Origin of the sequence: Streptomyces sp. NPDC048257, from assembly GCF_043201855.1 — a bacterium.
In the GTDB taxonomy this organism is placed as follows: domain Bacteria; phylum Actinomycetota; class Actinomycetes; order Streptomycetales; family Streptomycetaceae; genus Streptomyces.
Map to the genome: position 1 here is coordinate 457,620 of NZ_JBICZI010000002.1, position 24,727 is coordinate 482,346.

Below are 24,727 nucleotides of genomic sequence, written 5' to 3' on the forward strand. Positions count from 1 at the left end.
GCTTTGACGACTTCAGCGACCACCGTACTGATCACCGGGGCCAGCGCCGGACTGGGCGCGGCCTTCGCCCGCGGCTTCGCGGCCAAGGGCTGCGACCTGGTTCTCGTCGCCCGTGACAAGGACCGCCTCGACGCCGTCGCCGCCGAACTGGCCCGGGAGTACGGCGCCGTGTCCGAGGTGCTGCCCGCCGACCTGCTGGACGCGGCGGACTGCGCGGCCGTCGCCGAACGGCTCGCCGACCCGGCCAGGCCCGTGGACATCCTGGTCAACAACGCGGGCTTCGGACTGCCCGCACCCTTCCCGTACAGCCCGGTCGAGGACGAGGAGCGGATGCTCGACCTGCTGGTCAAGGTCCCGCTCCGGCTCACCCACGCCGTCCTGCCCGGCTTGCGCACACGCCGCCGGGGCGCGGTCCTCAACGTCTCCTCGGTGGCGGGCCTCCTGCCGACCGGGACCTACGGTGCCGCCAAGGCCTGGATCACCGCGTTCAGCGAGTCGCTCCGGGTGGACATGGCGCCGTACGGGGTCCGGGTGCTGGCCGTGGTCCCCGGCTTCACCCGCACCGAGTTCCAGGAGCGCGCCGGGATGGACGTCAGCGCGCTGCGCGACGCGGTGTGGCTGGAGCCGGAGGCGGTGGTCGCACAGGCGCTGAAGGACCTGGCCCTGCGGCGCCCGGTCAGCATCACCGGCCGCCGCTACCGCGCCTACGCCCTCGCCGTCCGCCACCTGCCGCGCACGTTCGTCGCGGCCCGGATGGCCCGCAAGCGGCGAGCGCCGATGGAGTAGCCCGGGGGCCGTGACGGAGAGCGGGCTGTGCGGCGCGGGCGGCTCCCTGCTCGTCGTCAACGGCAGGGAGATCCACGACGGCTTCCCGTCCGGTCAGGTGGAGCGCCTGACCTGCAGGCGCGGGGACTAGAGCTCGACGACCTTGCCGGCGGAGACCTCCAGGCGGCGGGTCACGTGTACCGCGTCCAGCATGCGGCGGTCGTGGGTGACCAGGAGGAGGGTGCCCTCGTAGGCGTCGAGGGCGGACTCCAGCTGCTCGATCGCCGGGAGGTCGAGGTGGTTGGTCGGTTCGTCCAGGACCAGCAGGTTCACCCCGCGGCCCTGGAGCAGGGCCAGTGCGGCGCGGGTGCGCTCGCCGGGGGAGAGGGTGGCCGCCGGGCGCAGGACGTGGGCCGCCTTGAGGCCGAACTTGGCCAGCAGGGTGCGGACCTCGGCCGGCTCGGTGTCGGGGACCGCCGCGCAGAAGGCTTCGAGGAGCGGTTCGTCGCCGAGGAACAGGCCGCGCGCCTGGTCCACCTCGCCGACCAGAACGCCGGAGCCGAGGGTGGCCGAGCCGGAGTCCGGGACCAGCCGGCCCAGCAGGACCGCGAGGAGGGTGGACTTGCCGGCGCCGTTGGCCCCGGTGATCGCCACCCGGTCCGCCCAGTCGATCTGCAGGCTGGCCGGGCCGAAGGAGAAGTCCCCGCGCCGGACGGCCGCCTCGCGCAGGGTCGCCACCACCGCGCCGGAGCGCGGGGCCGTGGCGATCTCCATCCGCAGCTCCCACTCCTTGCGGGGCTCGTCGACGACCTCCAGCCGCTCGATCGCCCGCGCGGTCTGGCGGGCCTTGGCGGCCTGCTTCTCGCTCGACTCGCCGCGCAGGTTCTTGCCGATCTTGTCGTTGTCGGTGGCCTTGCGGCGGGCGTTGCGCACGCCCTTGTCCATCCAGTTGCGCTGCATCTGGGCCCGGCCCTCGAGTGCGGACCGCTTGCCCGCGTACTCCTCGAACTCCTCGCGGGCGTGGTCGCGGGCGCGCTCGCGCTCCTCCAGGTAGGAGTCGTAGCCGCCGCCGTAGAGGTTGATCTGCTGCTGGGCGAGGTCGAGTTCGAGGACCTTGGTGACCGTCCGGGCCAGGAACTCGCGGTCGTGGCTGATCACGACCGTGCCGGCGCGCAGCCCCTTGACGAACCGCTCCAGCCGCTCCAGACCGTCCAGGTCCAGGTCGTTGGTGGGCTCGTCGAGCAGGAAGACGTCGTAGCGGGAGAGGAGGAGCGAGGCGAGGCCCGCGCGGGCCGCCTGGCCGCCGGAGAGCGCGGTCATGGGCAGGTCGAGGCCGACGGCGAGGCCGAGGTCGTCGGCGACCTCCTGGGCCCGCTCGTCGAGGTCGGCGCCGCCGAGGTTCAGCCACTGGTCCAGCGCGGTCGCGTACGCGTCGTCCGCGCCCGGTGTTCCGTCCACCAGGCCCTGCGTCGCCTCGTCGAGCTCGGCCTGGGCGGTGGCCACACCCGTACGGCGGGCCAGGAACTCCCGGACCGACTCCTGCGTCCGGCGCTCCGGCTCCTGAGGGAGGTGGCCGACGGCCGCGCCGGGCGGGGAGAGCCGCAGCTCCCCGGTCTCGGGGGTGTCCAGCCCGGCGAGCAGCCGCAGCAGGGTGGACTTCCCGGCGCCGTTCACGCCGACGAGGCCGATGACGTCGCCGGGGGCGACGACGAGGTCGAGATCGGCGAAGAGCGTGCGCTCACCGTGCGCGGCGGTGAGCTTCTTGGCGACGAGGGTTGCAGTCATGATGTGCCGATCCTATCCGCGCGCGGGCCCTGCCCCGGCTGGCGCAGCCCTCCCGTCACGCCGTGCGGTCGCCGGGCCGCAGCACGTGTTCAGCCCGAGGTGGTCCACGTGAAGCGCGGAGCCCGGCGTTCCAGGAAGGCGGCGATCCCCTCCGCGGTGTCCTCGCTTCCGGCGGCCTGGTCCTCCCAGCGGGCGTCCCGGTCGGTCCGGCCGTCCGTGAACTCCTTGGCCGCCGCCTGCGTCAGCTGCGAGCGCGAGGTCAGGATCCGGGTGAACTCGGCCACCCGCTTGTCCAGTTGCCCGGCCGGCAGCAGCTCGTTCAGGAATCCGGCGCGCAGCGCCGTCTCCGCGCCGATCAGCTCCGCGGAGAAGAGGAGGTACTTGGCCCACGCGGGGCCGACCAGGGCGGTGAGCCTGCGGGTGGAGGAGGCCGGGTAGACGATGCCCAGCTTGGCCGGGGTCACGCCGAAGGAGGCGCCCTCCTCGGCGAAGCGCAGATCGCAGGCCGCCGCCAGCTGGCTGCCGCCGCCCACGCAGAAGCCGCGGATCGCCGCCAGCGTGGGCTTGGGGAAGGCGGCCAGGGCCTCCTCGGCGGCCACGGCGAGGGCCCGCGGGTCGTCCTCCCCGGCGTCCCCGGTCAGCGAGGAGATGTCGGCGCCCGCGCAGAAGGTCGGTCCGGCCCCGGTCAGCACCAGTACCCGTACGGCCCGGTCGTCGGCCAGGCCCGTCAGCAGCTCCGGGAGCGCCCGCCACATGGCGGCGGTCATGGCATTGCGCTTGGCGGGGTGCGAGATGACGACGGTGGCCACCCCGTCGGCGACCGTGTGCAGGAGGGTTGCGTCCAGGGCTGCGTCCATGCGCCGGATGCTATCCCGGGCGGTCATACCTATGATCAAGGGAGTCCGTCGGGGGTGCGAGGAGGTGGCACGCCCATGGGCGCAGACGGTGCAGACCGTACCGGAGCCAGGGTCGGGGGCCCGGAGCCGCAGCGGGAGAAGCAGAAGCTCCGCCGCAGTTTCGCGCTGATGGCAGCGCTCGGGGTGGTGCTGGTGCTGGCCGGTCTGGTCGGCCTGGTCTACACGGGCGTGGCCACGCTCACGTCGATGTTCCTCTTCGGCTGGCTGTTGCTGATCGGCGGTGCGGTGGGCCTGGTGCAGGCCGTGCAGTCGCGCAAGAGCAACTACTTCTGGCTCGCCGTGGTCGTCGCCGCGATCAACCTCGCGGCGGGCTTCGTGATCCTGCGCCGTCCCGAGGCGAGCGCCGAGGCGCTGACCATGTTCGCCGCGCTGCTCTTCCTCGTCGGCGGGCTGTTCCGGCTGGTCGGAGCGCTGGTGGTGCGCGGTTCCCACTTCGGGCTCGCGATCGTCCAGGGCGCCTTCGGGCTCCTGCTGGGGTTCCTGATCCTCTCCAACTGGCCCGGCAACAGTCTGTACGTGATCGGAACCTTCTTCTCCCTCGCCCTGCTGTTCGACGGTCTGAGTCTGGTGGCCATGGGCATGGGGGCCCGGCGCATCCTGGGGTTGGTCAGGGAGGACGAGGGCGCCGCGGAGGCGGACAGGGCGCAGGAGGCGGGCGAGGCGACCGCGAAGCGTCCGACAGAAGATCAGGAACAGTCGAACAACTGACTCTGTCATACGCCAGTGGTCAGAAAGTGCCCTATAGGCGCTGACTTCTGGTCAGCAGTCCGGTCCGGACCAGCCCGTTCCCCACTCTTGTCGCGTGGAGACGATCGAGCGTGAAGACGGGGGTCGGAAGATGGATGTCAGCGGGAGCGTCCCGCCAGCCAAGGAGGGTGAGGTGGAGGCTCCGGCCGACCCCCTCGCCTACGAGGGAGTGTGGAGGTTCACCGCGCCCGCCGTTGAAGAATCCGTTCCGCAGGCCCGCCGTGCGGTCCGGGACCTGCTCGGGCGCCAGGGGGTGCCGGCCCACCAGGACCTGGTGTACTCGCTGCTCCTGATCGTCTCCGAACTGGTGACGAACTCGGTCCGGCACGCCGCCCTGCTCTCACCGGAGGTCGCGGTCGAGGTCGCGATCGGACGCTCGTGGGTACGGGTGGCCGTGGAGGACAACCACCCCTACCGGCCCAAGGCGCTGGAGGCCGACTTCGGCCAGACCGGCGGCCGGGGCCTGCTGCTGGTGCGGGAGATCACGCTGGAGGCCGGCGGGGTCTGCGACGTCGAGCACACCTCGACCGGCGGCAAGGTGATCTGGGCGGCGCTGCCGCTCACCGCCCCGCTCACCGCCCCGCCGACCGCCGGCTGAGCGGCGGTCGGCGAGGCGGCGGGACCGCCGCCCGGCGGGACGGCGTACGGGCTACCAGCCCGCCGCGTCGCCGGTCAGCTCGCGGATCGCGGGCCGCGCCGCGTCCAGTACGGTCATGAACCAGGCCGAGAACGGCACTTCGGCGTGCCGCTTCGCCAGTTCCCCGGCGGTGACGAAGGCGGTGTCCTCGACTTCCTCCGGATCCGGCCGCACGGTGGCCTGCGCGAGTCCCACGAACAGGTGATTGAACTCCTGCTCCACGAGACCCGACGCGGGGTCCGGGTGGTTGTAGCGCACCGTCCCCGCCTGCGCGAGCAGCGAGGGAGACAGCCCCAGCTCCTCATGGGTCCGCCGGGCCGCGGCCGCGAACGGCGACTCCCCGGGGTAGGGGTGACCGCAACAGGTGTTCGACCAGACGCCGGGGGAGTGGTACTTCCCGAGGGCCCGCTGCTGGAGCAGCAGACGGCCCTGCTCGTCGAAGAGGAACACGGAGAACGCCCGGTGCAACTGCCCGGGCGCCTGATGGGCGGAGAGCTTCTCCGCCGTGCCGATGGTGTTGCCGGACTCGTCGACCAGTTCGAGCATGATCGGTTCTTGAGTACCGGTGCCGTTGGACGCGCTGTTCGCGGCGGTGGCTGGTGTGGTCGGCATACCCATCCTTCGCTTCGGACTTCGGCCTTCAGTCTGCCGTACAAAAGCGGCTTGTCCCCACTTCGGAGATCCGCGCATGTCCGCCCCCCGGCGCGTGCTAGGGGGCGGATCACACCACGTGTCAGACGCCGAACGGGGCCGGGTACGTGATCGTTCCCGCGGGCACCGGAACGGAATCATCCAGTACCAGCGCCATCAGGGCCTCGTCCGGGACCTCGAAGGGCGCCCGGATCCCGAAACGGGAGGCCGGCACGAAACCGAAGCGCGGGTAGTACGCCGGGTGCCCCAGGACCAGGACCAGTGACTCCCCGCACTCCCGGGCCGCCGCGAGCAGGGCCCGTACAACGGAGCTGCCCGCGCCCGAGCGCTGCAGCCCGGGGTCCGCGGCAACCGGGGCCAGGGCGAGCGCCGGGGCGCCGTCGACCTCGCACCGGGTGAGCAGCGCGTGCGCCGCCACCGACCCGTCCGGGCCTTCGGCCACGTACGACAGTCCGGGCAGCCAGGAGTCGTGCGTGCGGAGCGCGTCCACGAGGTCGGCCTCCAGCGGGGTCTCGAACGCCGCCAGGTTGACCTCCCGTACGGCGGCCGCGTCGGCCGCAGTCTCCGGGCGGGCGGGCCAGGCGTCGCCGTCCCCGGCGGTCACCGGACGCAAGACGTAGCCCGTGTACCCGTACTCGTGCCCGTGGCGGGCCCGTGCGTCGAGCTCCTCGCGCGTCGAGGCCAGCGCCCCCGCCATCGCGGGGCCGCCGGTTCCGGCGAGGGTACGGACCCGCTCGGCGAGCGGGCCGTAGTACTCGGCCCAGTCGGAGTCGGGCAGGTCGTGCACGCCGAGCACCCGGTACCCGGCGGCCTGGGCGGCCGCGAGGTTGCCGGCGGTGGTGCGCAGCGCGTAGTGCGGGTCCCAGAAGGCCCGGGCGCCGGCGGACGGCTCCGGGACCGTCCACTGGCACTCGGTCAGGACGAGGGTGCCGCCCGGGGCGAGCAGCCGCTTCCACCGCGCGAGCGCGGCGTCGAAGCCGAGGATGTAGGCGGAGCCCTCCGCCCAGACGAGGTCGAAGGAGCCGTCCTCGAAGCCCTCGCCCGGGAGGGCGCCCATGTCCCCCTCGACGGTGCGGACGCGGTCGGCGAGCCCGCGGGCCGCGGCGGCCGCCCGGAGCTCGTCGAGGAAGGGGGCGTGCAGGTCGAGGGCGGTCACCTCGGCGCCGCCCGTGCCCGGTGCGCCCGCCTCGGCGGCGAGCAGCAGGGCGCTGCGGCCCGGGCCGCAGCCCAGGTCGAGGACGCGCGGCCGCTCGGGCAGCGGTCCGCACAGGGAGAGAAGGTGGCGGGTGCTCGCGTCCGACCCCGGAGCCTGCCGGGGCAGGCCGTGGTGCAGGGCGAAGAAGGCGTGCGTGAAATCGTCGATGCCGCTGGAGTCGGCGCCGTCGCTGAAGGTAGTGCTGTCGGTCAACGTGAACCCTTGGAACGGGGGCTCCGGCCGACGAGGCCCAGCTGTGTGATCAGGCCCGGCCGGATGCCCGGAAGGAAGGGGAGATGCACCGGAGTTCGCTGCGCATGGCCGCGACCACTACGACGGTCATCAACCCACCTCTTTCCACTCGACACGTTCAGGGGCGTGCCCACCGTAACATCCGGGCCGTTTGTGGTACCGCGCCGTGATCGTCAATGATGATCGCAACCCGGCCCGGAGCCCGGATATTCGGCTTATCAGGGCGTAAACGGGTGGTGAACCCCTGCTTCCATTCATCCGATAGCCTCTGCCGACGTGCCGCCGCCCCCATGAGGCGCGCGTTCGGAATCCGTTACAAGGAGTGAGTTCGTCTGCCGACCGTCATCCTCACCGGCCTGCCGGTCCCCGGATCGCCGCTCGCGGACGAGCTGCGCTCCCTCGGCTTCGACGTCCGCCCGGCCACCGGTCCCAGGGACGCCGCCGCCGCACTGGCCGGCGTACCCGCCGACCAGCGGGTGGCCGTCGTGGACAGCGCCTTCGTCGGGCACGTGCACGCGCTCCGCCTCGCGCTGACCGACCCGCGCTTCGACGCCTGCGCCGTCACCGGTGCCCTCGCCGTCCAGGCCGGCGCCCGCGAGGCCCTCGACAAGGCCGCCGCCGTCGCCGCCTCGGAGACCGGAGACCGCGGCCCGTACGCCGACCGGCTCGCCGCCGCGGTCGAGTCCGCCGGTACCACCGTCCAGCGCCCCGAACTGGGCACGCTCGTCGCCACCGTCCCCGCCGGCCAGGCGGAGCGTGCCGCGGCGACCGCCGCCGTCGCCGCCGTCGACGACGAGGCCGTACGCCTGCGGACCGCGGTGAAGTCCCGCGACGGCTTCTTCACCACCTTCTGCATCAGCCCGTACTCGCGCTACATCGCCCGCTGGTGCGCGCGCCGCGGCCTGACCCCGAACCAGGTCACCACGGCCTCGCTGATCACCGCCCTGATCGCGGCCGGCTGCGCGGCCACCGGCGAGCGCTGGGGATACGTCGCGGCCGGTGTGCTGCTCCTCGTCTCCTTCGTACTGGACTGCACCGACGGGCAGCTCGCCCGTTACTCGCTCCAGTACTCGACGATGGGCGCCTGGCTCGACGCCACCTTCGACCGCGCGAAGGAGTACTCCTTCTACGCCGGCCTCGCGCTCGGCGCCGCCAGGAACGGCGACGACGTCTGGGCCCTGGCCGTCGGCTCCATGATCCTCATGACCTGCCGGCACGTCGTGGACTTCTCCTTCAACGAGGCCAACCACGACGCCACCGCCAACACCAGCCCCACGGCCGCCCTCTCCGACCGGCTCGACAGCGTCGGCTGGACCGTGTGGATCCGCCGGATGATCATCCTTCCGATCGGTGAGCGCTGGGCGATGATCGCGGTCCTGACCGCCTTCACCACCCCCCGGATCGTCTTCTACGCCCTGCTCGTCGGCTGCGCCTTCGGCGCGCTCTACACCACCGCCGGGCGGGTCCTGCGCTCGCTGACGCGCAAGGCCACCCGCACCGACCGGGCGGCCCGGGCCCTCGCCGACCTGGCCGACTCCGGCCCGCTCGCCGAGGTGCAGGCCCGTCTGCTGCGCGGGCGCGCCGGCTCCTTCGGCTCCGTGTACGTGGCGGCCCTGGGTGCGCTGGTGATGATCGCGGGGGCCGTGTTCCTGCCGTTCGGCGACCCGCGGCTGATCGCCGTAGCGGTGATCTATGTCATGGCCGCCGGCCTCGCCGTCGCCGCGCCCCTCAAGGGCGCACTGGACTGGCTGATCCCGCCGCTGTTCCGGGCGGCCGAGTACGTCACGGTCCTGGCGCTCGCCGCGAAGGCGGACGTCCCCGGCGCCCTTCCGGCGGCATTCGGCCTGATCGCGGCGGTCGCCTACCATCACTACGACACGGTGTACCGCATTCGCGGTGGCACCGGCGCGCCCCCGCACTGGCTGGTGCGGACGATCGGCGGCCACGAAGGCCGGGTCCTGCTGATCACGGTCCTCGCGGCCGTCCTCGTATCGCGCGAAACGGACTTCCCCGTCGCGCTCACGGCCACGGCCGTGTTCGTGGCACTCGTGGTGCTCGTGGAGAGCATCCGGTTCTGGGTCTCCTCCGGAGCACCCGCCGTACATGACGAAGGAGAACCAGCATGATCGGCCTTGTACTCGCTGCCGGTGCCGGACGCCGTCTGCGTCCCTACACCGACACCCTGCCCAAGGCGCTCGTGCCCGTCGGCCCCGAGGGTGACGAGGAGAGCCTGACGGTTCTCGACCTGACCCTGGGCAACTTCGCCGAGGTCGGGCTGACCGAGGTCGCCATCGTCGTCGGCTACCGCAAGGAAGCCGTGTACGCGCGCCGGGAGGCCCTGGAGGCCAAGTACGGCGTCAAGATCACGCTGATCGACAACGACAAGGCCGAGGAGTGGAACAACGCCTACTCCCTGTGGTGCGCGCGTGACGTCCTCAAGCAGGGTGTGATCCTCGCCAACGGCGACACCGTCCACCCGGTCTCGGTCGAGCGCACCCTGCTCGCCGCCCGCGGCAACGGCCAGAAGATCATCCTCGCCCTCGACACGGTCAAGAACCTGGCCGACGAGGAGATGAAGGTCGTCACCGCCGACGGCAAGGGCGTCCAGAAGATCACCAAGCTGATGGACCCCGCCGACGCCACCGGCGAGTACATCGGTGTCACCCTCATCGAGCCCGAGGCCGCCGAGCAGCTCGCCGAGGCCCTGAAGACCACCTTCGAGCGCGACCCCGACCTCTACTACGAGGACGGCTACCAGCAGCTCGTCAACGACGGCTTCACCATCGACGTGGCCCCCATCGGCGACGTCAAGTGGGTCGAGATCGACAACCACGACGACCTCGCCAAGGGCCGGACGATCGCATGCCAGTACTGACGAGGCTCATCCCCTCGCCCGTCGTCGTCGACATCAGTCGCGGGGCGATGGACGACCTGGCCGGCCTCCTGGCCGACCAGCGGATCTCCGCCTCCGGCAAGCTGGCCATCGCGATCAGCGGAGGCTCCGGCGTGGCGCTGCGCGCCAAGCTGGAGCCCGTACTGCCGCACGCCGACTGGTACGCGGTCGTCGACGGCACCATCGACTCCGCGGTCAAGCTGGCCGACGACATAAAGGGCCGCCGCTACGACGCCGTCGTGGGCCTGGGCGGCGGCAAGATCATCGACGTGGCCAAGTACGCCGCGGCGCGGGTCGGGCTGCCCATGGTGGCCGTCGCCACCAACCTCTCGCACGACGGCATCTGCTCGCCGGTGTCCATCCTGGACAACGACAACGGCCGTGGTTCCTACGGCGTGCCCACCCCGATCGCCATGGTGATCGACCTCGACGTGATCAAGGAAGCCCCGGTGCGGTTCATCCGCGCCGGCATCGGTGACGCGATCTCCAACATCTCGGCGATCGCCGACTGGGAGCTCTCGCACAAGATCACCGGCGAGCCCGTCGACGGCCTGGCCGCCGCCATGGCCCGTACCGCCGGCGAGTCCGTGCTGCGCCACCCCGGCGGATGCGGCGACGACGAGTTCCTCACCGTGCTCTCCGAGGCGCTCGTGCTCTCCGGCATCGCCATGTCGATCAGCGGGGACTCCCGTCCGTCGTCCGGCGCCTGCCACGAGATCAGCCACGCCTTCGACCTGCTGCATCCGGGACGCTCCGCGCTCCACGGCGAGCAGGTCGGCATCGGCGCCGCCTTCGCGATGCACCTGCGCGGGGCCGCCGAGCAGTCGGGCCTCTTCGTCGAGGTGCTGCGCCGGCACGGCCTGCCCGTCGGGCCCGAGGAGATCGGCTTCAGCGTCGACGAGTTCGTCGCGGCCGTCGAGTACGCCCCCCAGACCCGCCCGGGACGCTTCACGATCCTGGAGCACCTCAACCTGTCCGCAGCCGAGATCAGGGACGCTTACGCCGACTATGCCAAGACCATCCGTAGCTGAACTGAGGCCCGTCGTGCACCCGGCGGGCGTGAAGGACCGGCGCAGTGGCGAGCACTGGGGCGGGCGCCTCTACATGCGCGAGATCTCCCTGCGCATCACCCGTTACCTGGTCACCACCAAGGTCACGCCCAACCAGTTGACCTACGTGATGACCGTGGCCGGTGTCCTCGCCCTCCCGGCCCTGCTGGTGCCGGGCGTCCTGGGCGCCGTCCTCGGCGTCGTGGCGGTCCAGCTGTACCTGCTGCTCGACTGCGTCGACGGAGAGGTCGCCCGCTGGAAGAAGCAGTTCTCGCTCTCCGGCGTGTACCTGGACCGCGTCGGCGCCTACCTGTGCGACGCGGCCGTCCTGGTCGGCTTCGGCCTGCGCGCCGCGGACCTGTGGGGCACCGGGCGCATCGACTGGCTGTGGGCCTTCCTGGGCACCCTCGCGGCGCTCGGCGCGATCCTGATCAAGGCCGAGACCGACCTGGTCGGCGTCGCCCGCCACCAGGTCGGCAAGGAGCCGGTCAAGGAGGCCGCCTCCGAGCCGCGCTCGTCCGGCATGGCGCTCGCCCGCCGGGCCGCCGCCGCGCTGAAGTTCCACCGCCTGATCCTGGGCATCGAGGCCTCGCTGCTCATCCTGGTGCTGGCGATCGCGGACCAGGTCCGGGGCGACCTGTACTGGTCCCGGATCGGCGTCGCCGTGCTCGCCGCCATCGCGATGCTGCAGACGGTGCTGCACCTGGTGTCGGTCCTGGCCTCCAGCAGGCTCAAGTGAGCGCCCCGATGCGGCTGGGCGCCGTCATCATCACCATGGGCAACCGGCCCGACGAGCTCAAGGCGCTCCTCGACTCGGTGGCCCGCCAGGACGGCGCCCCCGTCGACGTGGTCGTCGTGGGCCAGGGCGTGCAGGTCACCGGCCTGCCCGAGGGCGTCCGCAGCATCGGCCTGCCGGAGAACCTGGGCATCCCGGGCGGACGCAACGTCGGCATCGAGGCCTTCGGCCCCGGTGGCCGCGACGTGGACGTGCTGCTCTTCCTGGACGACGACGGTCTGCTGGAGCGCACCGACACCGCCGAGCTGTGCCGGCAGGCCTTCGCCGAGGACCCCCGGCTCGGGATCATCAGCTTCCGGATCGCCGACCCGGACACCGGTGAGACCCAGCGCCGGCACGTGCCCCGGCTGCGCGCCTCCGACCCGATGCGCTCCTCCCGCGTGACCACCTTCCTGGGCGGCGCCAACGCCGTCCGCACGACGGTGTTCGAGCAGGTCGGCGCACTGCCGGGGGAGTTCTTCTACGCGCACGAGGAGACCGATCTGGCCTGGCGGGCGCTCGACGCAGGGTGGTTGATCGACTACCGGTCGGACATGGTGCTGCTGCACCCGACAACCGCCCCCTCCCGGCACGCCGTCTACCACCGTATGGTGGCTCGTAACCGGGTGTGGCTCGCCCGCCGAAACCTGCCCGCCCCGCTGGTCCCGGTCTACCTGGGCGTCTGGCTCCTGCTGACGCTCGTACGCAGGCCGTCGGTACCGGCGCTCAAGGCCTGGTTCGGTGGTTTCCGGGAGGGATGGACCACTCCCTGCGGACCCCGCCGCCCGATGAGATGGCGTACGGTCTGGCGGTTGACCCGGCTGGGCCGACCTCCTGTCATCTGACCAGCCCGCGTCTGGGAACATGGCGCGATCACGGGCCTCGAGCCACCAGCCTGATGCCCACCTGGCCGCATCTTGAAGACGAAAGTTTCAACTTGTGAGTGACACAACCCACGACGGCGCCCTCGCCACGAGCAGGCCGCCGTCCGAAGACGCGGGGCTGAGCTCCGCGGAGCTCGCCAGGAAGTACGGCCTCTCGGTCAGCGGCGCCCGGCCCCGTCTCGGCGAGTACGTGCGGCAGCTCTGGGGCCGGCGCCACTTCATCATGGCCTTCTCCAGGGCCAAGCTGGTCGCGCAGTACAGCCAGGCGAAGCTCGGCCAGGTCTGGCAGGTGGCGACACCACTGCTGAACGCGGCCGTCTACTGGCTGATCTTCGGCCTGATCCTCGGCGCGGGCCGGGAGATGCCGAAGGGCGTCTACGTCCCGTTCCTGATGATGGGCATCTTCGTCTTCACCTTCACCCAGAGCTCGGTGATGGCGGGTGTCCGGGCGATCTCCGGGAACCTCGGTCTGGTGCGGGCGCTGCACTTCCCGCGCGCCTCCCTGCCGGTGTCCTTCTCGCTGCAGCAGCTCCAGCAGCTGCTGTACTCGATGATCGTCGTCTTCGTGATCGCCATCAGCTTCGGCAACTACCCGCGGCTCGCCTGGCTGCTGGTCGTCCCGACGCTGGCGCTGCAGTTCGTCTTCAACACCGGCCTCGCCATGATCTTCGCGCGGATGGGTTCCAAGACCCCCGACCTGGCGCAGCTGATGCCGTTCGTGATGCGTACCTGGATGTACGCCTCCGGCGTCATGTTCCCGATCGGGATCTACCTCGAGGACCAGCCGCAGTGGATCAGCGACCTGCTGCTGTGGAACCCGGTGGCGATCTACATGGACCTGATCCGGTTCGCGCTGATCGACGACTACGGCAGCAGCAACCTGCCTCCGCACGTGTGGCTCTTCGCCGTGGGCTGGGCCGTCGTGATCGGCATCGGTGGCTTCGTGTACTTCTGGAAGTCTGAGGAGCGTTACGGCCGTGGCTGACAACACTCAGGGGCGCGTCCCCACCGTGATCGCGGACGGCGTCCACATCGTCTACCGGGTCAACACCGGCAGCGCCGGCAAGGGCGCGGCCACCGCCGCGCTCAGCAAGATCATCCGCCGGAAGAAGGGCGACGCCCCGGGCGTCCGGCGGGTCCACGCCGTGCGCGGGGTCTCCTTCACCGCGTACCGCGGCGAGGCGATCGGCCTCATCGGCTCCAACGGCTCCGGCAAGTCGACCTTGCTGCGCGCCATCGCCGGCCTGTTGCCCTGCGAGGAGGGCAAGGTCTACACCGACGGCCAGCCTTCGCTGCTGGGTGTGAACGCGGCGCTGATGAACGACCTCACCGGCGAGCGGAACATCGTTCTCGGCGGTCTCGCGATGGGTATGAGCCGCGAGCAGATCAAGCAGCGTTACCAGAGCATCGTCGACTTCTCGGGCATCAACGAGAAGGGCGACTTCATCTCCCTGCCGATGCGCACCTATTCCTCCGGCATGGCGGCACGCCTGCGCTTCTCCATCGCGGCGGCCAAGGACCACGACGTTCTGATGATCGACGAGGCCCTGGCCACCGGTGACCGCAGCTTCCAGGTGCGTTCCGAGGACCGCATCCGCGAACTGCGGCAGAAGGCCGGCACGGTCTTCCTGGTGAGCCACAACAACAAGTCCATCCGTGACACCTGTGACCGGGTGCTGTGGCTGGAGAAGGGTGAGCTCCTGATGGACGGGCCCACCGAGGAAGTCGTCTCGGCATACGAGAAGGCCACCAACGGCTGACCTCCGGGTCGCGCGGCGCCCACTTACGGCGCTTATCCGCTTCACCCGAAGGCCCCCGCCGCTCAGCGCGGCGGGGGCCTTAAGTCTGTTCTCGAAGTCTGTTCTCGCATTTCGCGGCGACATTCGGTGGCGGAGCGAATACCCGGGAGGGCTCCGCGGCGTTCTACAGCGTAAGCTGAGGCGGTCCTCAATCGCGGCAAGAGGGGACGATTCCCCGCAGGTGAAGGGCTCTGGGGCAGCCCGGGGAATCCCCGGGCGGCGTGTCCGAAATAGGATGTAATGGGTCGGCAGTGTAGAACGGGAGATGTGACGGCAATGGCTACGGGAATTCTCCGGCCCCCAGGCACGACGGCCGTCCCCGCCCCGGGCGGCGGGCGGTGACCGCGGCGCACGGCATCCGGCACCCGTCCGACACGGTCCATGTGAACGCCACCCTCAAGAAGGCGGCCGCGGAGAACTTCCCCGTCGCTCCCGCCTTCCTGCCCCGCGCCTGGCGTGACGGGCTGACGGCCGTCTACGGGTACGCCCGTCTCGTCGACGACATCGGCGACGGCGACCTCGCCCCCGGCGGACGCGACGCCGTCCTCCTCGGTCTCGACCCCGCCGCGGCCGACGACCGGCTCGCCATGCTCGACGCCTTCGAGGCCGACCTGATGCGCGTGTTCGGCGGCACCGACGGCCCGCCCCGCCACCCGCTGCTCCTCGCCCTGCAGCCCGTCGTCCGCACCCACGGCCTGACCCCCGAGCCGTTCCTCGGACTCATCGAGGCCAACCGCCAGGACCAGCTGGTCGCGCGCTACGAGACGTACGCGGACCTGGTCGGCTACTGCGAGCTGTCCGCCAACCCGGTCGGCCGCCTGGTGCTCTCCCTCACCGGCACCAGCACCCCCGAACGGATCCGCCGCTCCGACGCCGTCTGCACCGCCCTGCAGATCGTCGAACACATCCAGGACGTCGCAGAGGACCTCGGCCGCGACCGGATCTACCTGCCCGCCGAGGACATGCGCCGCTTCCACGTGACCGGGGCGGAGCTCGCGGCCCCGTCCGCCGGCGCGTCCGTACGCGCCCTGGTCGCTTTCGAAGCCGAGCGCGCACGCGAGTTGCTGAACGAAGGCACCCCGCTCGTGGGCAGCGTGCACGGCAGACTCCGGCTGCTGCTCGCGGGCTTCGTGGGAGGGGGGCGCGCGGCCCTGCGAGCCGTCACCGCCGCCGGCTTCGACGTACTCCCCGGCCCGCCCAAGCCCACCAAGGGCGGCCTGCTCCGCGAGGTGGCCGCCGTCCTGCGCACAGCGCCGAGAAAGGGGTGAGCCCCACCGTGGAGGGCCCCACACACCCGTCCGCACCGACCGCGATGTCCGCACCGGTATCGGCGGCCTACAGCTACTGCGAGGCCGTCACCGGTTCACAGGCGCGCAACTTCGCCTACGGCATCCGGCTGCTGCCGACCGACAAGCGGCAGGCGATGTCCGCGCTGTACGCCTTCTCGCGGCGGGTCGACGACATCGGCGACGGCCTACTGGCGCCCGAGGCCAAGTTCGCCCGGCTGGAGGAGACCCGCGCCCTGCTCGGGCGGATCCGCGCCGAGGAGATCGACGAGGACGACACCGACCCCGTCGCCGTCGCCCTCGCACACGCCGCGCGCCGCTTCCCCATTCCGCTCGGCGGCCTCGACGAACTCATCGACGGGGTCCTGATGGACGTCCGCGGCGAGACCTACGAGACCTGGGACGACCTGAAGAACTACTGCCGCTGCGTCGCCGGGGCCATCGGACGGCTCTCGCTCGGCGTGTTCGGCACGGTGAACGGCTCGGGCCTGGGCGCGTCCGACGCCGAGCGCGCCGGGGAGTACGCCGACACCCTCGGTCTCGCCCTGCAACTCACCAACATCCTCAGGGACGTTCGCGAGGACGCGGCCAACGGGCGCACCTACCTGCCCGCCGAGGACCTCGCCAAGTTCGGCTGCTCGGACGGCTTCCGCAGCGACCGGATGCCCCCCGGATCCGACTTCGCCGGGCTCGTCCACCACGAAGTCCGGCGCGCCCGGGCCCTGTTCGCCGAGGGCTATCGGCTGCTGCCGATGCTCGACCGCCGCAGCGGCGCCTGCGTGGCCGCCATGGCCGGCATCTACCGGCGCCTCCTCGACCGCATCGAGCGGGAGCCGGAGGCGGTGCTGCGGGGCCGCGTGTCGCTGCCGCCGCATGAGAAGGCGTACGTCGCCGTGCGCGGCCTGTCCGGACTCGACGCCCGGACCATCTCCCGCCAGAACACCCGGAGGCGAGCCTGATGACCCCGACGGCGCCCGCCGCCCCGGCCGACCGCTGCGCACCCCGCCGCCCGTCCCGCGCGCGGGCAACCACCGGGCCGGTGGCCGCGTCTCTCCGGGCGGACTGCGTCCGCGCCGGGCGGCAGGCCCGGCCGGCCGGCCACCGCATCACGGGGGAGGGCGCATGAGCGGCGTCGACCAGCACGCCGTCGTCGTGGGCGGCGGCCTCGCCGGAGTCACCACCGCCCTCGAACTCGCCGACGCCGGGCTCCGCGTCACCCTGCTGGAGGGCCGGCCCCGGCTCGGCGGCCTCGCCTTCTCCTTCAAGCGCGGCGACCTCGACGTCGACAACGGCCAGCACGTCTACCTGCGGTGCTGCACCGCCTACCGGTGGTTCCTCGACCGCGTCGACGGCGCCGCCCTCGCACCCCTGCAGGACCGGCTCGACGTACCCGTCCTGGACGTCGCCCACCCCGGCGGGCCGCGACTGGGCCGGCTGCGCCGCAGCGCCCTGCCCGTGCCCCTGCACCTGGCCGGATCGCTCGCCCGCTACCCGCACCTCTCCCTCGCCGAGCGCGTGAGCGTCGGCCGCGCCGCCCTCGCGCTGCGCCGCCTGGACCCCGCCGACCCGGCGCTGGACGGCCTGGACTTCGCGACCTGGCTCGGCCGCTACGGCCAGTCGGCCCGCACCATCGAGGCCCTGTGGGACCTCGTCGGCATCGCCACCCTCAACGCCACCGCCGAGCAGTCCTCGCTGGGCCTGGCCGCCATGGTCTTCAAGACCGGTCTGCTCTCCGAGAACGGCGCCGCCGACATCGGCTGGGCCCGGGTACCGCTGGGCGAACTGCACGACACCCTCGCCCGCAAGGCGCTCGACGCGGCCGGCGTACGGACCGAGCTGCGCACCCGGGTCACGGACATCTCCCGCATGCCGGAGGGGGCGTGGCGGATCGACACCGAGGACGAGTCCCTGGAGGCGGGCACCGTCGTCCTCGCCGTCCCGCAGCGCGAGGCGCACGGACTGCTGCCCGCCGGCGCCCTCCCCGATCCCGACAAGCTCCTGGACATCGCCACCGCGCCCATCCTCAACGTCCACGTGGTCTACGACCGCAAGGTGCTCAAGGCGCCCTTCTTCGCCGCCCTCGGCTCCCCGGTGCAGTGGGTCTTCGACCGCACCGACTCCTCCGGACTCCCCGACGGCGGCCAGTACCTGGCGCTGTCCCAGTCCGTCGCCCAGGACGACATCGACGAGCCCGTCTCGGTCCTGCGCGCCAAGTACCTGCCCGAGCTGGAGCGGCTGCTGCCCGCCGCGCGCGGCGCCAAGGTACGGGACTTCTTCGTCACCCGGGAGCGGACGGCCACCTTCGCCCCCACCCCCGGCGTCGGCCGGCTGCGCCCCGGGGCGCGCACCGACACGCCGGGGCTCTACCTCGCCGGTGCGTGGACTGCCACGGGCTGGCCCGCGACCATGGAGAGCGCCGTCCGGAGCGGACTGAGCGCGGCCCACGCCGCACTCGCCGCGCTCGGCCGCCACCGCGAACACCCTCTGCAGGAGGCGGCATGACGAGCACCATCAGCACCGGCACCACCAGCACCACGAGCACAGCACGTACAGGAACAAGAGGAGAGCCAGTGAACCCGGGGAATCCGGCTGTCGAGAACACGGATGCCAGTGTGGGCACAGCCGGAGGGGGCGTGGAGAAGGCGGACACGATCGCGCTTCTGGAGCGCGGCCGCACGCTGTCGACCCCCGCGCTCCGCGCCGCCGTCGACCGGCTCGCGGCGCCCATGGACACCGTCGCCGCCTACCACTTCGGCTGGATCGACGCCCAGGGCAACGCGGCGGACGGCGACGGCGGCAAGGCCGTGCGCCCCGCGCTCGCGCTGCTCTCCGCCGAGGCCGCGGGCGCATCGGCCGAGGTCGGCGTCCCGGGCGCCGTCGCGGTCGAGCTCGTGCACAACTTCTCGCTGCTCCACGACGACCTGATGGACGGCGACGAGCAGCGCCGCCACCGCGACACGGTGTGGAAGGTGCACGGACCGGCCCTCGCGATCCTGGTCGGCGACGCCCTGTTCGCCCTCGCCAACGAGGTGCTGCTGGAGCTCGGCACCGTGGAGGCGGGCCGCGCGACCCGCAGGCTGACCACCGCCAGCCGCAAGCTCATCGACGGCCAGGCGCAGGACATCTCCTACGAGCACCGCGAGCGCGTCAGCGTCGAGGAATGCCTGGAGATGGAGGGCAACAAGACCGGCGCGCTGCTCGCCTGCGCGGTCTCCATCGGCGCCGTCCTCGGCGGCGCGGACGACCGTACCGCCGACAAGCTGGAGGAGTACGGCTACCACCTGGGCCTCGCCTTCCAGGCCGTGGACGACCTGCTCGGCATCTGGGGCGACCCGGAGGCGACCGGCAAGCAGACCTGGAGCGACCTGCGCCAGCGCAAGAAGTCCCTGCCGGTGGTCGCCGCCCTCGCGGCCGGCGGCGAAGCCTCCGAGCAGCTCGCCGAACTGCTCGCCGCCGACGCCAAGAGCAGCGACTTCGAGAACTTCTCGGAGGAGGAGTTCGCGGCCCGCGCGGCCCTCATCGAGGCGGCCGGCGGCCGCCGGTGGACCGCCGACGAGGCACGCCGCCAGCACGCCGTCGCCATCCGGGCCCTGGACGACGTCGACATGCCGCAGCGCGTGCGCGACCAGCTCGTGGCCCTCGCGGACTTCGTCGTCGTGCGCAAGAGGTGATCGCCACCCGACAGCGGATATGAATCGCGAGTCGCCGGCCGGCGCCGCCACCTGAGCGTGGCGCACCGGCCGACGGCAGACCCCAGCACAGCACAGGACACTGTTCTAAGGGGAAGCCATGACAGCGACGACCGACGGCAGCGCCGAGGGCGCTGGCGCTGGCAGCGAATCAACCCCGGGCGCTCCGCCGCCCGGACCACCGGGCCGCACCGCGGGCCTGGCCGCCGATCCGGCCCCGCCGGCCCGGTCCGCCCGGAGCGGCCCGCGCGCCGAGTACGGTCCGGCGGGCGTGCCCGGCCCGCTCGGCCGCCCGGCACGCCCCGGCGCCGCGCGGGACTCGGCGCGGGGCGCGCCGCAGATCACCGCCGACCTGCCCCGGCCACCGGGGGGCAGCAGGCCGGGGGTGTACGAGGCCGCCGCGCGCGCCACCCGCAACCTGCTGGAGCGCCAGGACCCCGAGGGCTGGTGGAAGGGCGACCTGGAGACCAACGTCACCATGGACGCGGAGGACCTGCTGCTGCGGCAGTTCCTCGGCATCCGGGACGAGGCGACCACCTTCGCCGCCGCCCTCTTCATCCGCGGCGAGCAGCGGGAGGACGGCACCTGGGCCACCTTCCACGGCGGACCGCCCGACCTGTCCGCCACCATCGAGGCCTACGTCGCCCTGCGGCTGGCCGGGGACGCGCCGGACGCCCCGCACATGAGCCGTGCCTCGGCCTGGATCCGCGCCCACGGCGGGCTCGCCGCCGCCCGCGTCTTCACCCGGATCTGGCTGGCCCTCTTCGGCTGGTGGAACTGGGACCACCTGCCCGAACTCCCGCCCGAACTGGTCTTCCTGCCGCCCTGGGTGCCCCTGAACATCTACGACTTCGGCTGCTGGGCCCGCCAGACCATCGTCCCGCTCACCGTGGTCTCCGCGCTGCGCCCGGTCCGCCCGGCCCCCTTCGCCCTCGACGAGCTCCACGCCGACGCCCGGGTGCCCCATCCCGCCCGCAGACCCGCCCCGCTGGCCAGCTGGGACGGCGTCTTCCAGCGGATGGACAAGGCCCTGCACGTCTACCGGCGGTTCGCCCCGCGCAGGCTGCGCAGGGCCGCGATGGCCACCGCCGGCCGCTGGATCATCGAACGCCAGGAGAACGACGGCTGCTGGGGCGGCATCCAGCCGCCCGCCGTGTACTCGATCATCGCCCTGCACCTGCTCGGCTACGACCTGCGGCATCCGGTGATGCGCGCCGGACTGGAGTCCCTGGACCGGTTCGCGGTGTGGCGCGAGGACGGCGCCCGGATGATCGAGGCCTGCCAGTCCCCGGTGTGGGACACCTGCCTCGCCGCGATCGCCCTGGCCGACGCGGGCCTGCGCCCCGACCACCCGGCCCTGGTCAAGGCCGCCGACTGGATGCTCGGCGAGGAGATCGTCCGCAGCGGTGACTGGGCGGTGCGCCGGCCCGGGCTCGCCCCCGGCGGCTGGGCCTTCGAGTTCCACAACGACACCTACCCCGACATCGACGACACCGCCGAGGTGGTCCTCGCACTGCGCCGGATCAAGCACCCGGACCCGGCCCGGGTCGAGGCGGCCATCGCCCGTGGGGTGTCCTGGAACCTCGGCATGCAGTCGAGGAACGGGGCATGGGGTGCCTTCGACGCCGACAACACCAGCCCCTTCCCGAACAAGCTGCCCTTCTGCGACTTCGGCGAGGTCATCGACCCGCCCTCGGCCGACGTCACCGCCCACGTGGTGGAGATGCTCGCCTTCGAGGGCCGCGCGGGGGACGCCCGCACCCGGCGCGGCATCGCCTGGCTGTTCGCCGAACAGGAGCCCGAAGGCGGCTGGTTCGGCCGCTGGGGCACCAACTACGTCTACGGGACCGGGTCGGTGGTCCCTGCCCTCACCGCCGCGGGCATCGCCCCGGGGCATCCCGCGATCCGGCGGGCCGTGCGCTGGCTGGAATCCGTACAGAACGAGGACGGCGGGTGGGGCGAGGACCAGCGCTCCTACAAGGACCCGTCCTGGGCCGGAAAGGGCGCCTCCACCGCCTCGCAGACCGCGTGGGCGCTGATGGCCCTGCTGTCGGCCGGCGAACGCGAGGGCAAGGCCGTCGAGCGCGGCATCGCCCACCTGGTGGAGACCCAGCGGGAGGACGGCACCTGGGACGAGCCGTACTTCACCGGCACCGGCTTCCCCTGGGACTTCTCCATCAACTACCACCTGTACCGGCTGGTGTTCCCGCTCACCGCACTCGGCCGCTACCTGTACGGGGAACCGTTCGCCCCGGCCGGAGCGCACCCGGCCGCCGGGGAGGCGTGATGTCCGCCGCCCACGGGGACCGGGCGCCGGGCCCCGACCCGCTGCTGGTCGCCTGCGCGCTGCGCATCGAGCAGGCCGCACTGCGCAGCGCAGGCCCCGGGCGCGGACCGGCCGGCGGACACACCCTGCTGCGCACGGGGATGGGCCCGCGCGCGGCGGAGCGGGCCGTCGCGCGGGCACTGGACCGGCCGGGTATGGACCGGGCCGCCGTCCTCGCGACCGGGTTCTGCGCGGGCCTGGTCCCCGGCATGCACCCCGGTGACCTCGTCGTCGCCGAGGAGACCCGGGACCCGCAGGGAACCGTCACCTGCACCGGCAGCGCCCTGCTCGCCGAGGCACTGGCCCGGGCCGCCCCGGGCCGGACCGTACACACCGGCGCGCTGACCGGATCGGACCACGTCGTCCGCGGCCAGGAACGCGCACAGCTGCGTGCCACCGGCGCCGTCGCGGTCGACATGGAGTCCGCGGCCACCCTGTGGACCGCCACCCGCGGCGGCGGCCGTCCGGTTGCGGCCGTCCGGGTGATCGTGGACGCTCCGGAGCACGAGCTCGTCCGTATCGGCACGGTTCGCGGGGGAATATCGGCCTTCCGTGTTCTGCGTGCCGTACTGCCCGCGTTTTATGAATGGCACCGTTCGTTGCTGCTCCCCAGGAGGTGAGCCAGATGGCCATGCCGCTGCGCCAGTCCATCAGGGTCGGGACGTATCTTCTCGAACAGAAGCTCCGCAAGCGCGAGAAGTTCCCTCTGATCGTCGAACTGGAACCCCTCTACGCCTGCAACCTGGCCTGTGAGGGGTGCGGAAAGATCCAGCACCCGGCCGGAGTGCTCAAGCAGCGCATGCCGGTCGCCCAGGCGGTCGGCGCCGTGCTGGAGTCCGGTGCGCCCATGGTGTCCATCGCGGGCGGCGAGCCCTTGATGCACCCGCAGATCCACGAGATCGTCCGGCAGTTGGTGGCCAGGCGGAAGTACGTGTTCCTCTGCACCAACGCGATGCTGCTGCGCAAGAAGATCGAGAAGTTCACGCCTTCCCCGTACTTCGCCTTCGCCGTGCACATCGACGGTCTGCGCGAACGCCACGACGAGTCGGTGGCCAAGGAAGGCGTCTTCGACGAAGCGGTCGCCGCCATCAAGGAGGCGAAGAGGCGCGGGTTCCGGGTCACCACCAACTCCACCTTCTTCAACACCGACACCCCGCAGACGATCATCGAGGTGCTCAACTACCTCAATGACGACCTCCAGGTCGACGAGATGATGATCTCGCCCGCCTACGCCTACGAAAAGGCACCCGACCAGGAGCACTTCCTGGGCGTCGAACAGACCCGGGAACTCTTCAGGAAGGCCTTCGCAGGCGGCAACCGGCGGCGCTGGCGGCTCAACCACTCCCCGCTCTTCCTGGACTTCCTGGAAGGAAAGGCCGATTTCCCCTGCACGGCCTGGGCCATTCCGAATTACTCCCTCTTCGGCTGGCAGCGCCCCTGCTATCTGATGAGCGACGGCTACGTACCGACGTACCGCGAGCTCATCAACGACACCGACTGGGACAAGTACGGCCGCGGTAAGGACCCGCGCTGCGCGAACTGCATGGCGCACTGCGGCTACGAGCCCACCGCCGTCCTGGCCACCATGGGCTCCCTCAAGGAATCCCTGCGCGCGGCCCGGGAGACGATCGCCGGTAACCGGGACAAGTCGGCATGACCGGGCGGCCAGGGGAGGAGGGCGGCCGGGGCAAGGGCTTCGACCTCGGCGCCCTGCTGGCCGAGCGCGGCGCGGAGCGGTACGAGCTGCACGCCCGGCACCTCAACCACCAGTTGCCCCGCATGCTGCACACCATCGGCTTCGACAAGGTCTACGAGCGGGCCGAGGGCGCCCACTTCTGGGACGCCGAGGGCAACGACTACCTGGACATGCTGGCCGGGTTCGGGGTGATGGGCCTGGGCCGGCACCACCCGGTCGTCCGCCGGGCCCTGCACGACGTCCTGGACGCCCAGCTCGCCGACCTCACCCGCTTCGACTGCCAGCCGCTGCCCGGGCTGCTGGCCGAGAAGCTGCTCTCGTACAGCCCGCACCTGGACCGGGTCTTCTTCGGAAACAGCGGCACCGAGGCGGTGGAGACGGCCCTGAAGTTCGCCCGGTACGCCACCGGGCGGCCCAGGATCCTCTACTGCGACCACGCCTTCCACGGGCTGACCGCCGGCTCCCTCTCGGTCAACGGGGAGGGCGGCTTCCGCGACGGCTTCGCACCGCTGCTGCCCGACACGAAGATCACCCTCGGGGACCTGGACGCCCTGGAGCGGGAGCTGAAGCGCGGGGACGTGGCCGCCTTCGTCGTCGAGCCGATCCAGGGCAAGGGGGTCCTCGCCGCCCCGCCCGGATTCCTGCTCGCCGCGCAGGAGATGCTGCACCGGCGGGGCGCGCTGCTGATCGCGGACGAGGTGCAGACCGGCCTCGGACGGACCGGGGACTTCTACGCCTACCAGCACGAGCCGGGCGTGGAGCCGGACCTGGTGTGCGTGGCGAAGGCACTGTCGGGCGGCTACGTGCCGGTCGGCGCGACCCTGGGCAAGGACTGGATCTTCAAGAAGGTCTACTCGTCCATGGACCGGGTGCTCGTGCACTCCGCGAGCTTCGGTTCCAACGCCCAGGCGATGGCGGCGGGACTGGCGGTCCTGTCCGTCATGGAGGACGAGGAGGTCGTGGCGAACGCCCGGGCCATGGGTGACCTGCTGCGCGGGCGCCTCGCCGCGCTGGTGGACGAGTACGAGCTGCTGCACGAGGTGCGGGGGCGCGGGCTGATGATCGGCATCGAGTTCGGCCGGCCGTCCTCGCTGGGCCTGCGCAGCCGGTGGACCATGCTGCAGGCGGCCCGCAAGGGGCTCTTCGCGCAGATGGTCGTGGTGCCGCTGCTCCAGAAGCACCGGATCCTCACCCAGGTCTCCGGGGACCACCTGGAGGTGATCAAGCTGATCCCGCCGCTGATCGTGGACGAGCGGGACGTGGACCGGTTCGTCGGCGCCTTCCGCGAGGTCATGGACGAGGCGCACGGCGGGTCCGGGCTGATCTGGGACTTCGGCAGGACGCTGGTGAAGCAGGCCGTCGCCACGCGCTGACGGCCCGC

General features: G+C 72.0%; 22 protein-coding genes. 18 read left to right on the forward strand and 4 right to left on the reverse strand.

Annotation, left to right across the window (positions count from 1 at the left end; translation table 11 throughout):
- The first annotated feature begins 3 nt into the window (after positions 1-3).
- A complete protein-coding gene (locus ACGFZK_RS06095; protein WP_393847629.1) occupies positions 4-786 on the forward strand; it encodes an SDR family NAD(P)-dependent oxidoreductase in 783 nt (260 codons plus the stop codon).
- 126 nt (positions 787-912) lie between these two features.
- Here the strand turns inward: ACGFZK_RS06095 and ACGFZK_RS06100 are convergent, their stop codons facing one another.
- Both ACGFZK_RS06100 and ACGFZK_RS06105 read right to left on the reverse strand, forming a co-directional pair.
- The gene (locus ACGFZK_RS06100) at positions 913-2,550 is read right to left on the reverse strand and encodes an ABC-F family ATP-binding cassette domain-containing protein (protein ID WP_393847630.1); all 1,638 of its coding nucleotides are present in this window, start codon (positions 2,548-2,550) and stop codon (positions 913-915) included.
- Between the two features lie 89 nt (positions 2,551-2,639).
- Positions 2,640-3,395: an enoyl-CoA hydratase/isomerase family protein gene (locus ACGFZK_RS06105; RefSeq protein WP_393847871.1), complete on the reverse strand. Its 756-nt coding sequence runs from the start codon at positions 3,393-3,395 to the stop codon at positions 2,640-2,642.
- A gap of 87 nt (positions 3,396-3,482) precedes the next feature.
- Between ACGFZK_RS06105 and ACGFZK_RS06110 the strand changes: the two genes are divergently transcribed.
- Positions 3,483-4,175, forward strand: coding sequence for an HdeD family acid-resistance protein (locus ACGFZK_RS06110; protein ID WP_393847631.1), 693 nt, complete (start codon positions 3,483-3,485; stop codon positions 4,173-4,175).
- Between the two features lie 130 nt (positions 4,176-4,305).
- On the forward strand, positions 4,306-4,812 hold the full coding sequence (locus ACGFZK_RS06115; protein ID WP_393847632.1) for an ATP-binding protein: 507 nt from the start codon (positions 4,306-4,308) through the stop codon (positions 4,810-4,812).
- Positions 4,813-4,863: 51 nt separating this feature from the next.
- Here ACGFZK_RS06115 and idi read toward each other — a convergent pair whose 3' ends face one another.
- Positions 4,864-5,463, reverse strand: a complete 600-nt coding sequence (gene idi / locus ACGFZK_RS06120; protein WP_393847633.1) for an isopentenyl-diphosphate Delta-isomerase — start codon at positions 5,461-5,463, stop codon at positions 4,864-4,866.
- Between the two features lie 121 nt (positions 5,464-5,584).
- Positions 5,585-6,865, reverse strand: coding sequence for a GNAT family N-acetyltransferase (locus tag ACGFZK_RS06125; protein WP_393847872.1), 1,281 nt, complete (start codon positions 6,863-6,865; stop codon positions 5,585-5,587).
- Between the two features lie 416 nt (positions 6,866-7,281).
- Between ACGFZK_RS06125 and ACGFZK_RS06130 the strand changes: the two genes are divergently transcribed.
- The 15 genes from ACGFZK_RS06130 to ACGFZK_RS06200 all read left to right on the forward strand — a co-directional run bounded on the left by ACGFZK_RS06130 (position 7,282) and on the right by ACGFZK_RS06200 (position 24,719).
- A complete protein-coding gene (locus ACGFZK_RS06130) occupies positions 7,282-9,075 on the forward strand; it encodes a DUF5941 domain-containing protein (protein ID WP_393847873.1) in 1,794 nt (597 codons plus the stop codon).
- Positions 9,072-9,824 carry a sugar phosphate nucleotidyltransferase gene (locus ACGFZK_RS06135; RefSeq protein WP_189968161.1) on the forward strand — a complete coding sequence of 251 codons (753 nt, stop codon included), beginning with the start codon at positions 9,072-9,074 and terminating at the stop codon, positions 9,822-9,824. The genes ACGFZK_RS06130 and ACGFZK_RS06135 overlap by 4 nt, the downstream gene beginning before the upstream one ends.
- Entirely contained in the window at positions 9,812-10,873 is a 1,062-nt protein-coding gene (locus ACGFZK_RS06140) for an iron-containing alcohol dehydrogenase family protein (RefSeq protein ID WP_266816151.1), read from the forward strand. The genes ACGFZK_RS06135 and ACGFZK_RS06140 overlap by 13 nt, the downstream gene beginning before the upstream one ends.
- Positions 10,851-11,630, forward strand: a complete 780-nt coding sequence (locus ACGFZK_RS06145) for a CDP-alcohol phosphatidyltransferase family protein (protein WP_393847634.1) — start codon at positions 10,851-10,853, stop codon at positions 11,628-11,630. The genes ACGFZK_RS06140 and ACGFZK_RS06145 overlap by 23 nt, the downstream gene beginning before the upstream one ends.
- Positions 11,631-11,638: 8 nt before the next feature.
- Positions 11,639-12,511: a glycosyltransferase family 2 protein gene (locus tag ACGFZK_RS06150; protein ID WP_393847874.1), complete on the forward strand. Its 873-nt coding sequence runs from the start codon at positions 11,639-11,641 to the stop codon at positions 12,509-12,511.
- Between the two features lie 94 nt (positions 12,512-12,605).
- A complete protein-coding gene (locus ACGFZK_RS06155) occupies positions 12,606-13,535 on the forward strand; it encodes an ABC transporter permease (RefSeq protein WP_393847635.1) in 930 nt (309 codons plus the stop codon).
- Positions 13,528-14,310 carry an ABC transporter ATP-binding protein gene (locus tag ACGFZK_RS06160; protein ID WP_393847636.1) on the forward strand — a complete coding sequence of 261 codons (783 nt, stop codon included), beginning with the start codon at positions 13,528-13,530 and terminating at the stop codon, positions 14,308-14,310. Before ACGFZK_RS06155 ends, ACGFZK_RS06160 begins: the two co-directional genes overlap by 8 nt.
- Before the next feature lie 377 nt (positions 14,311-14,687).
- Entirely contained in the window at positions 14,688-15,617 is a 930-nt protein-coding gene (gene hpnC / locus ACGFZK_RS06165) for a squalene synthase HpnC (protein ID WP_393847637.1), read from the forward strand.
- Complete coding sequence (gene hpnD / locus ACGFZK_RS06170; RefSeq protein ID WP_393847638.1) at positions 15,614-16,594, forward strand: presqualene diphosphate synthase HpnD; 981 nt, start codon at positions 15,614-15,616, stop codon at positions 16,592-16,594. The genes hpnC and hpnD overlap by 4 nt, the downstream gene beginning before the upstream one ends.
- A gap of 163 nt (positions 16,595-16,757) precedes the next feature.
- Positions 16,758-18,137, forward strand: a complete 1,380-nt coding sequence (gene hpnE / locus ACGFZK_RS06175) for a hydroxysqualene dehydroxylase HpnE (RefSeq protein ID WP_393847639.1) — start codon at positions 16,758-16,760, stop codon at positions 18,135-18,137.
- Entirely contained in the window at positions 18,134-19,306 is a 1,173-nt protein-coding gene (locus tag ACGFZK_RS06180; protein ID WP_393847640.1) for a polyprenyl synthetase family protein, read from the forward strand. Before hpnE ends, ACGFZK_RS06180 begins: the two co-directional genes overlap by 4 nt.
- A 118-nt stretch (positions 19,307-19,424) precedes the next feature.
- Positions 19,425-21,611 (forward strand): squalene--hopene cyclase, encoded by a 2,187-nt coding sequence (gene shc, locus ACGFZK_RS06185; RefSeq protein WP_393847641.1) that lies wholly within the window; start codon positions 19,425-19,427, stop codon positions 21,609-21,611.
- Entirely contained in the window at positions 21,611-22,270 is a 660-nt protein-coding gene (locus tag ACGFZK_RS06190; protein WP_393847642.1) for a 1-hydroxy-2-methyl-2-butenyl 4-diphosphate reductase, read from the forward strand. The genes shc and ACGFZK_RS06190 overlap by 1 nt, the downstream gene beginning before the upstream one ends.
- Positions 22,271-22,275: 5 nt before the next feature.
- Positions 22,276-23,307, forward strand: coding sequence for an adenosyl-hopene transferase HpnH (gene hpnH, locus ACGFZK_RS06195; protein ID WP_393847643.1), 1,032 nt, complete (start codon positions 22,276-22,278; stop codon positions 23,305-23,307).
- Entirely contained in the window at positions 23,304-24,719 is a 1,416-nt protein-coding gene (locus ACGFZK_RS06200; protein ID WP_393847644.1) for an aspartate aminotransferase family protein, read from the forward strand. Before hpnH ends, ACGFZK_RS06200 begins: the two co-directional genes overlap by 4 nt.
- The last annotated feature ends 8 nt before the right edge of the window (positions 24,720-24,727 follow it).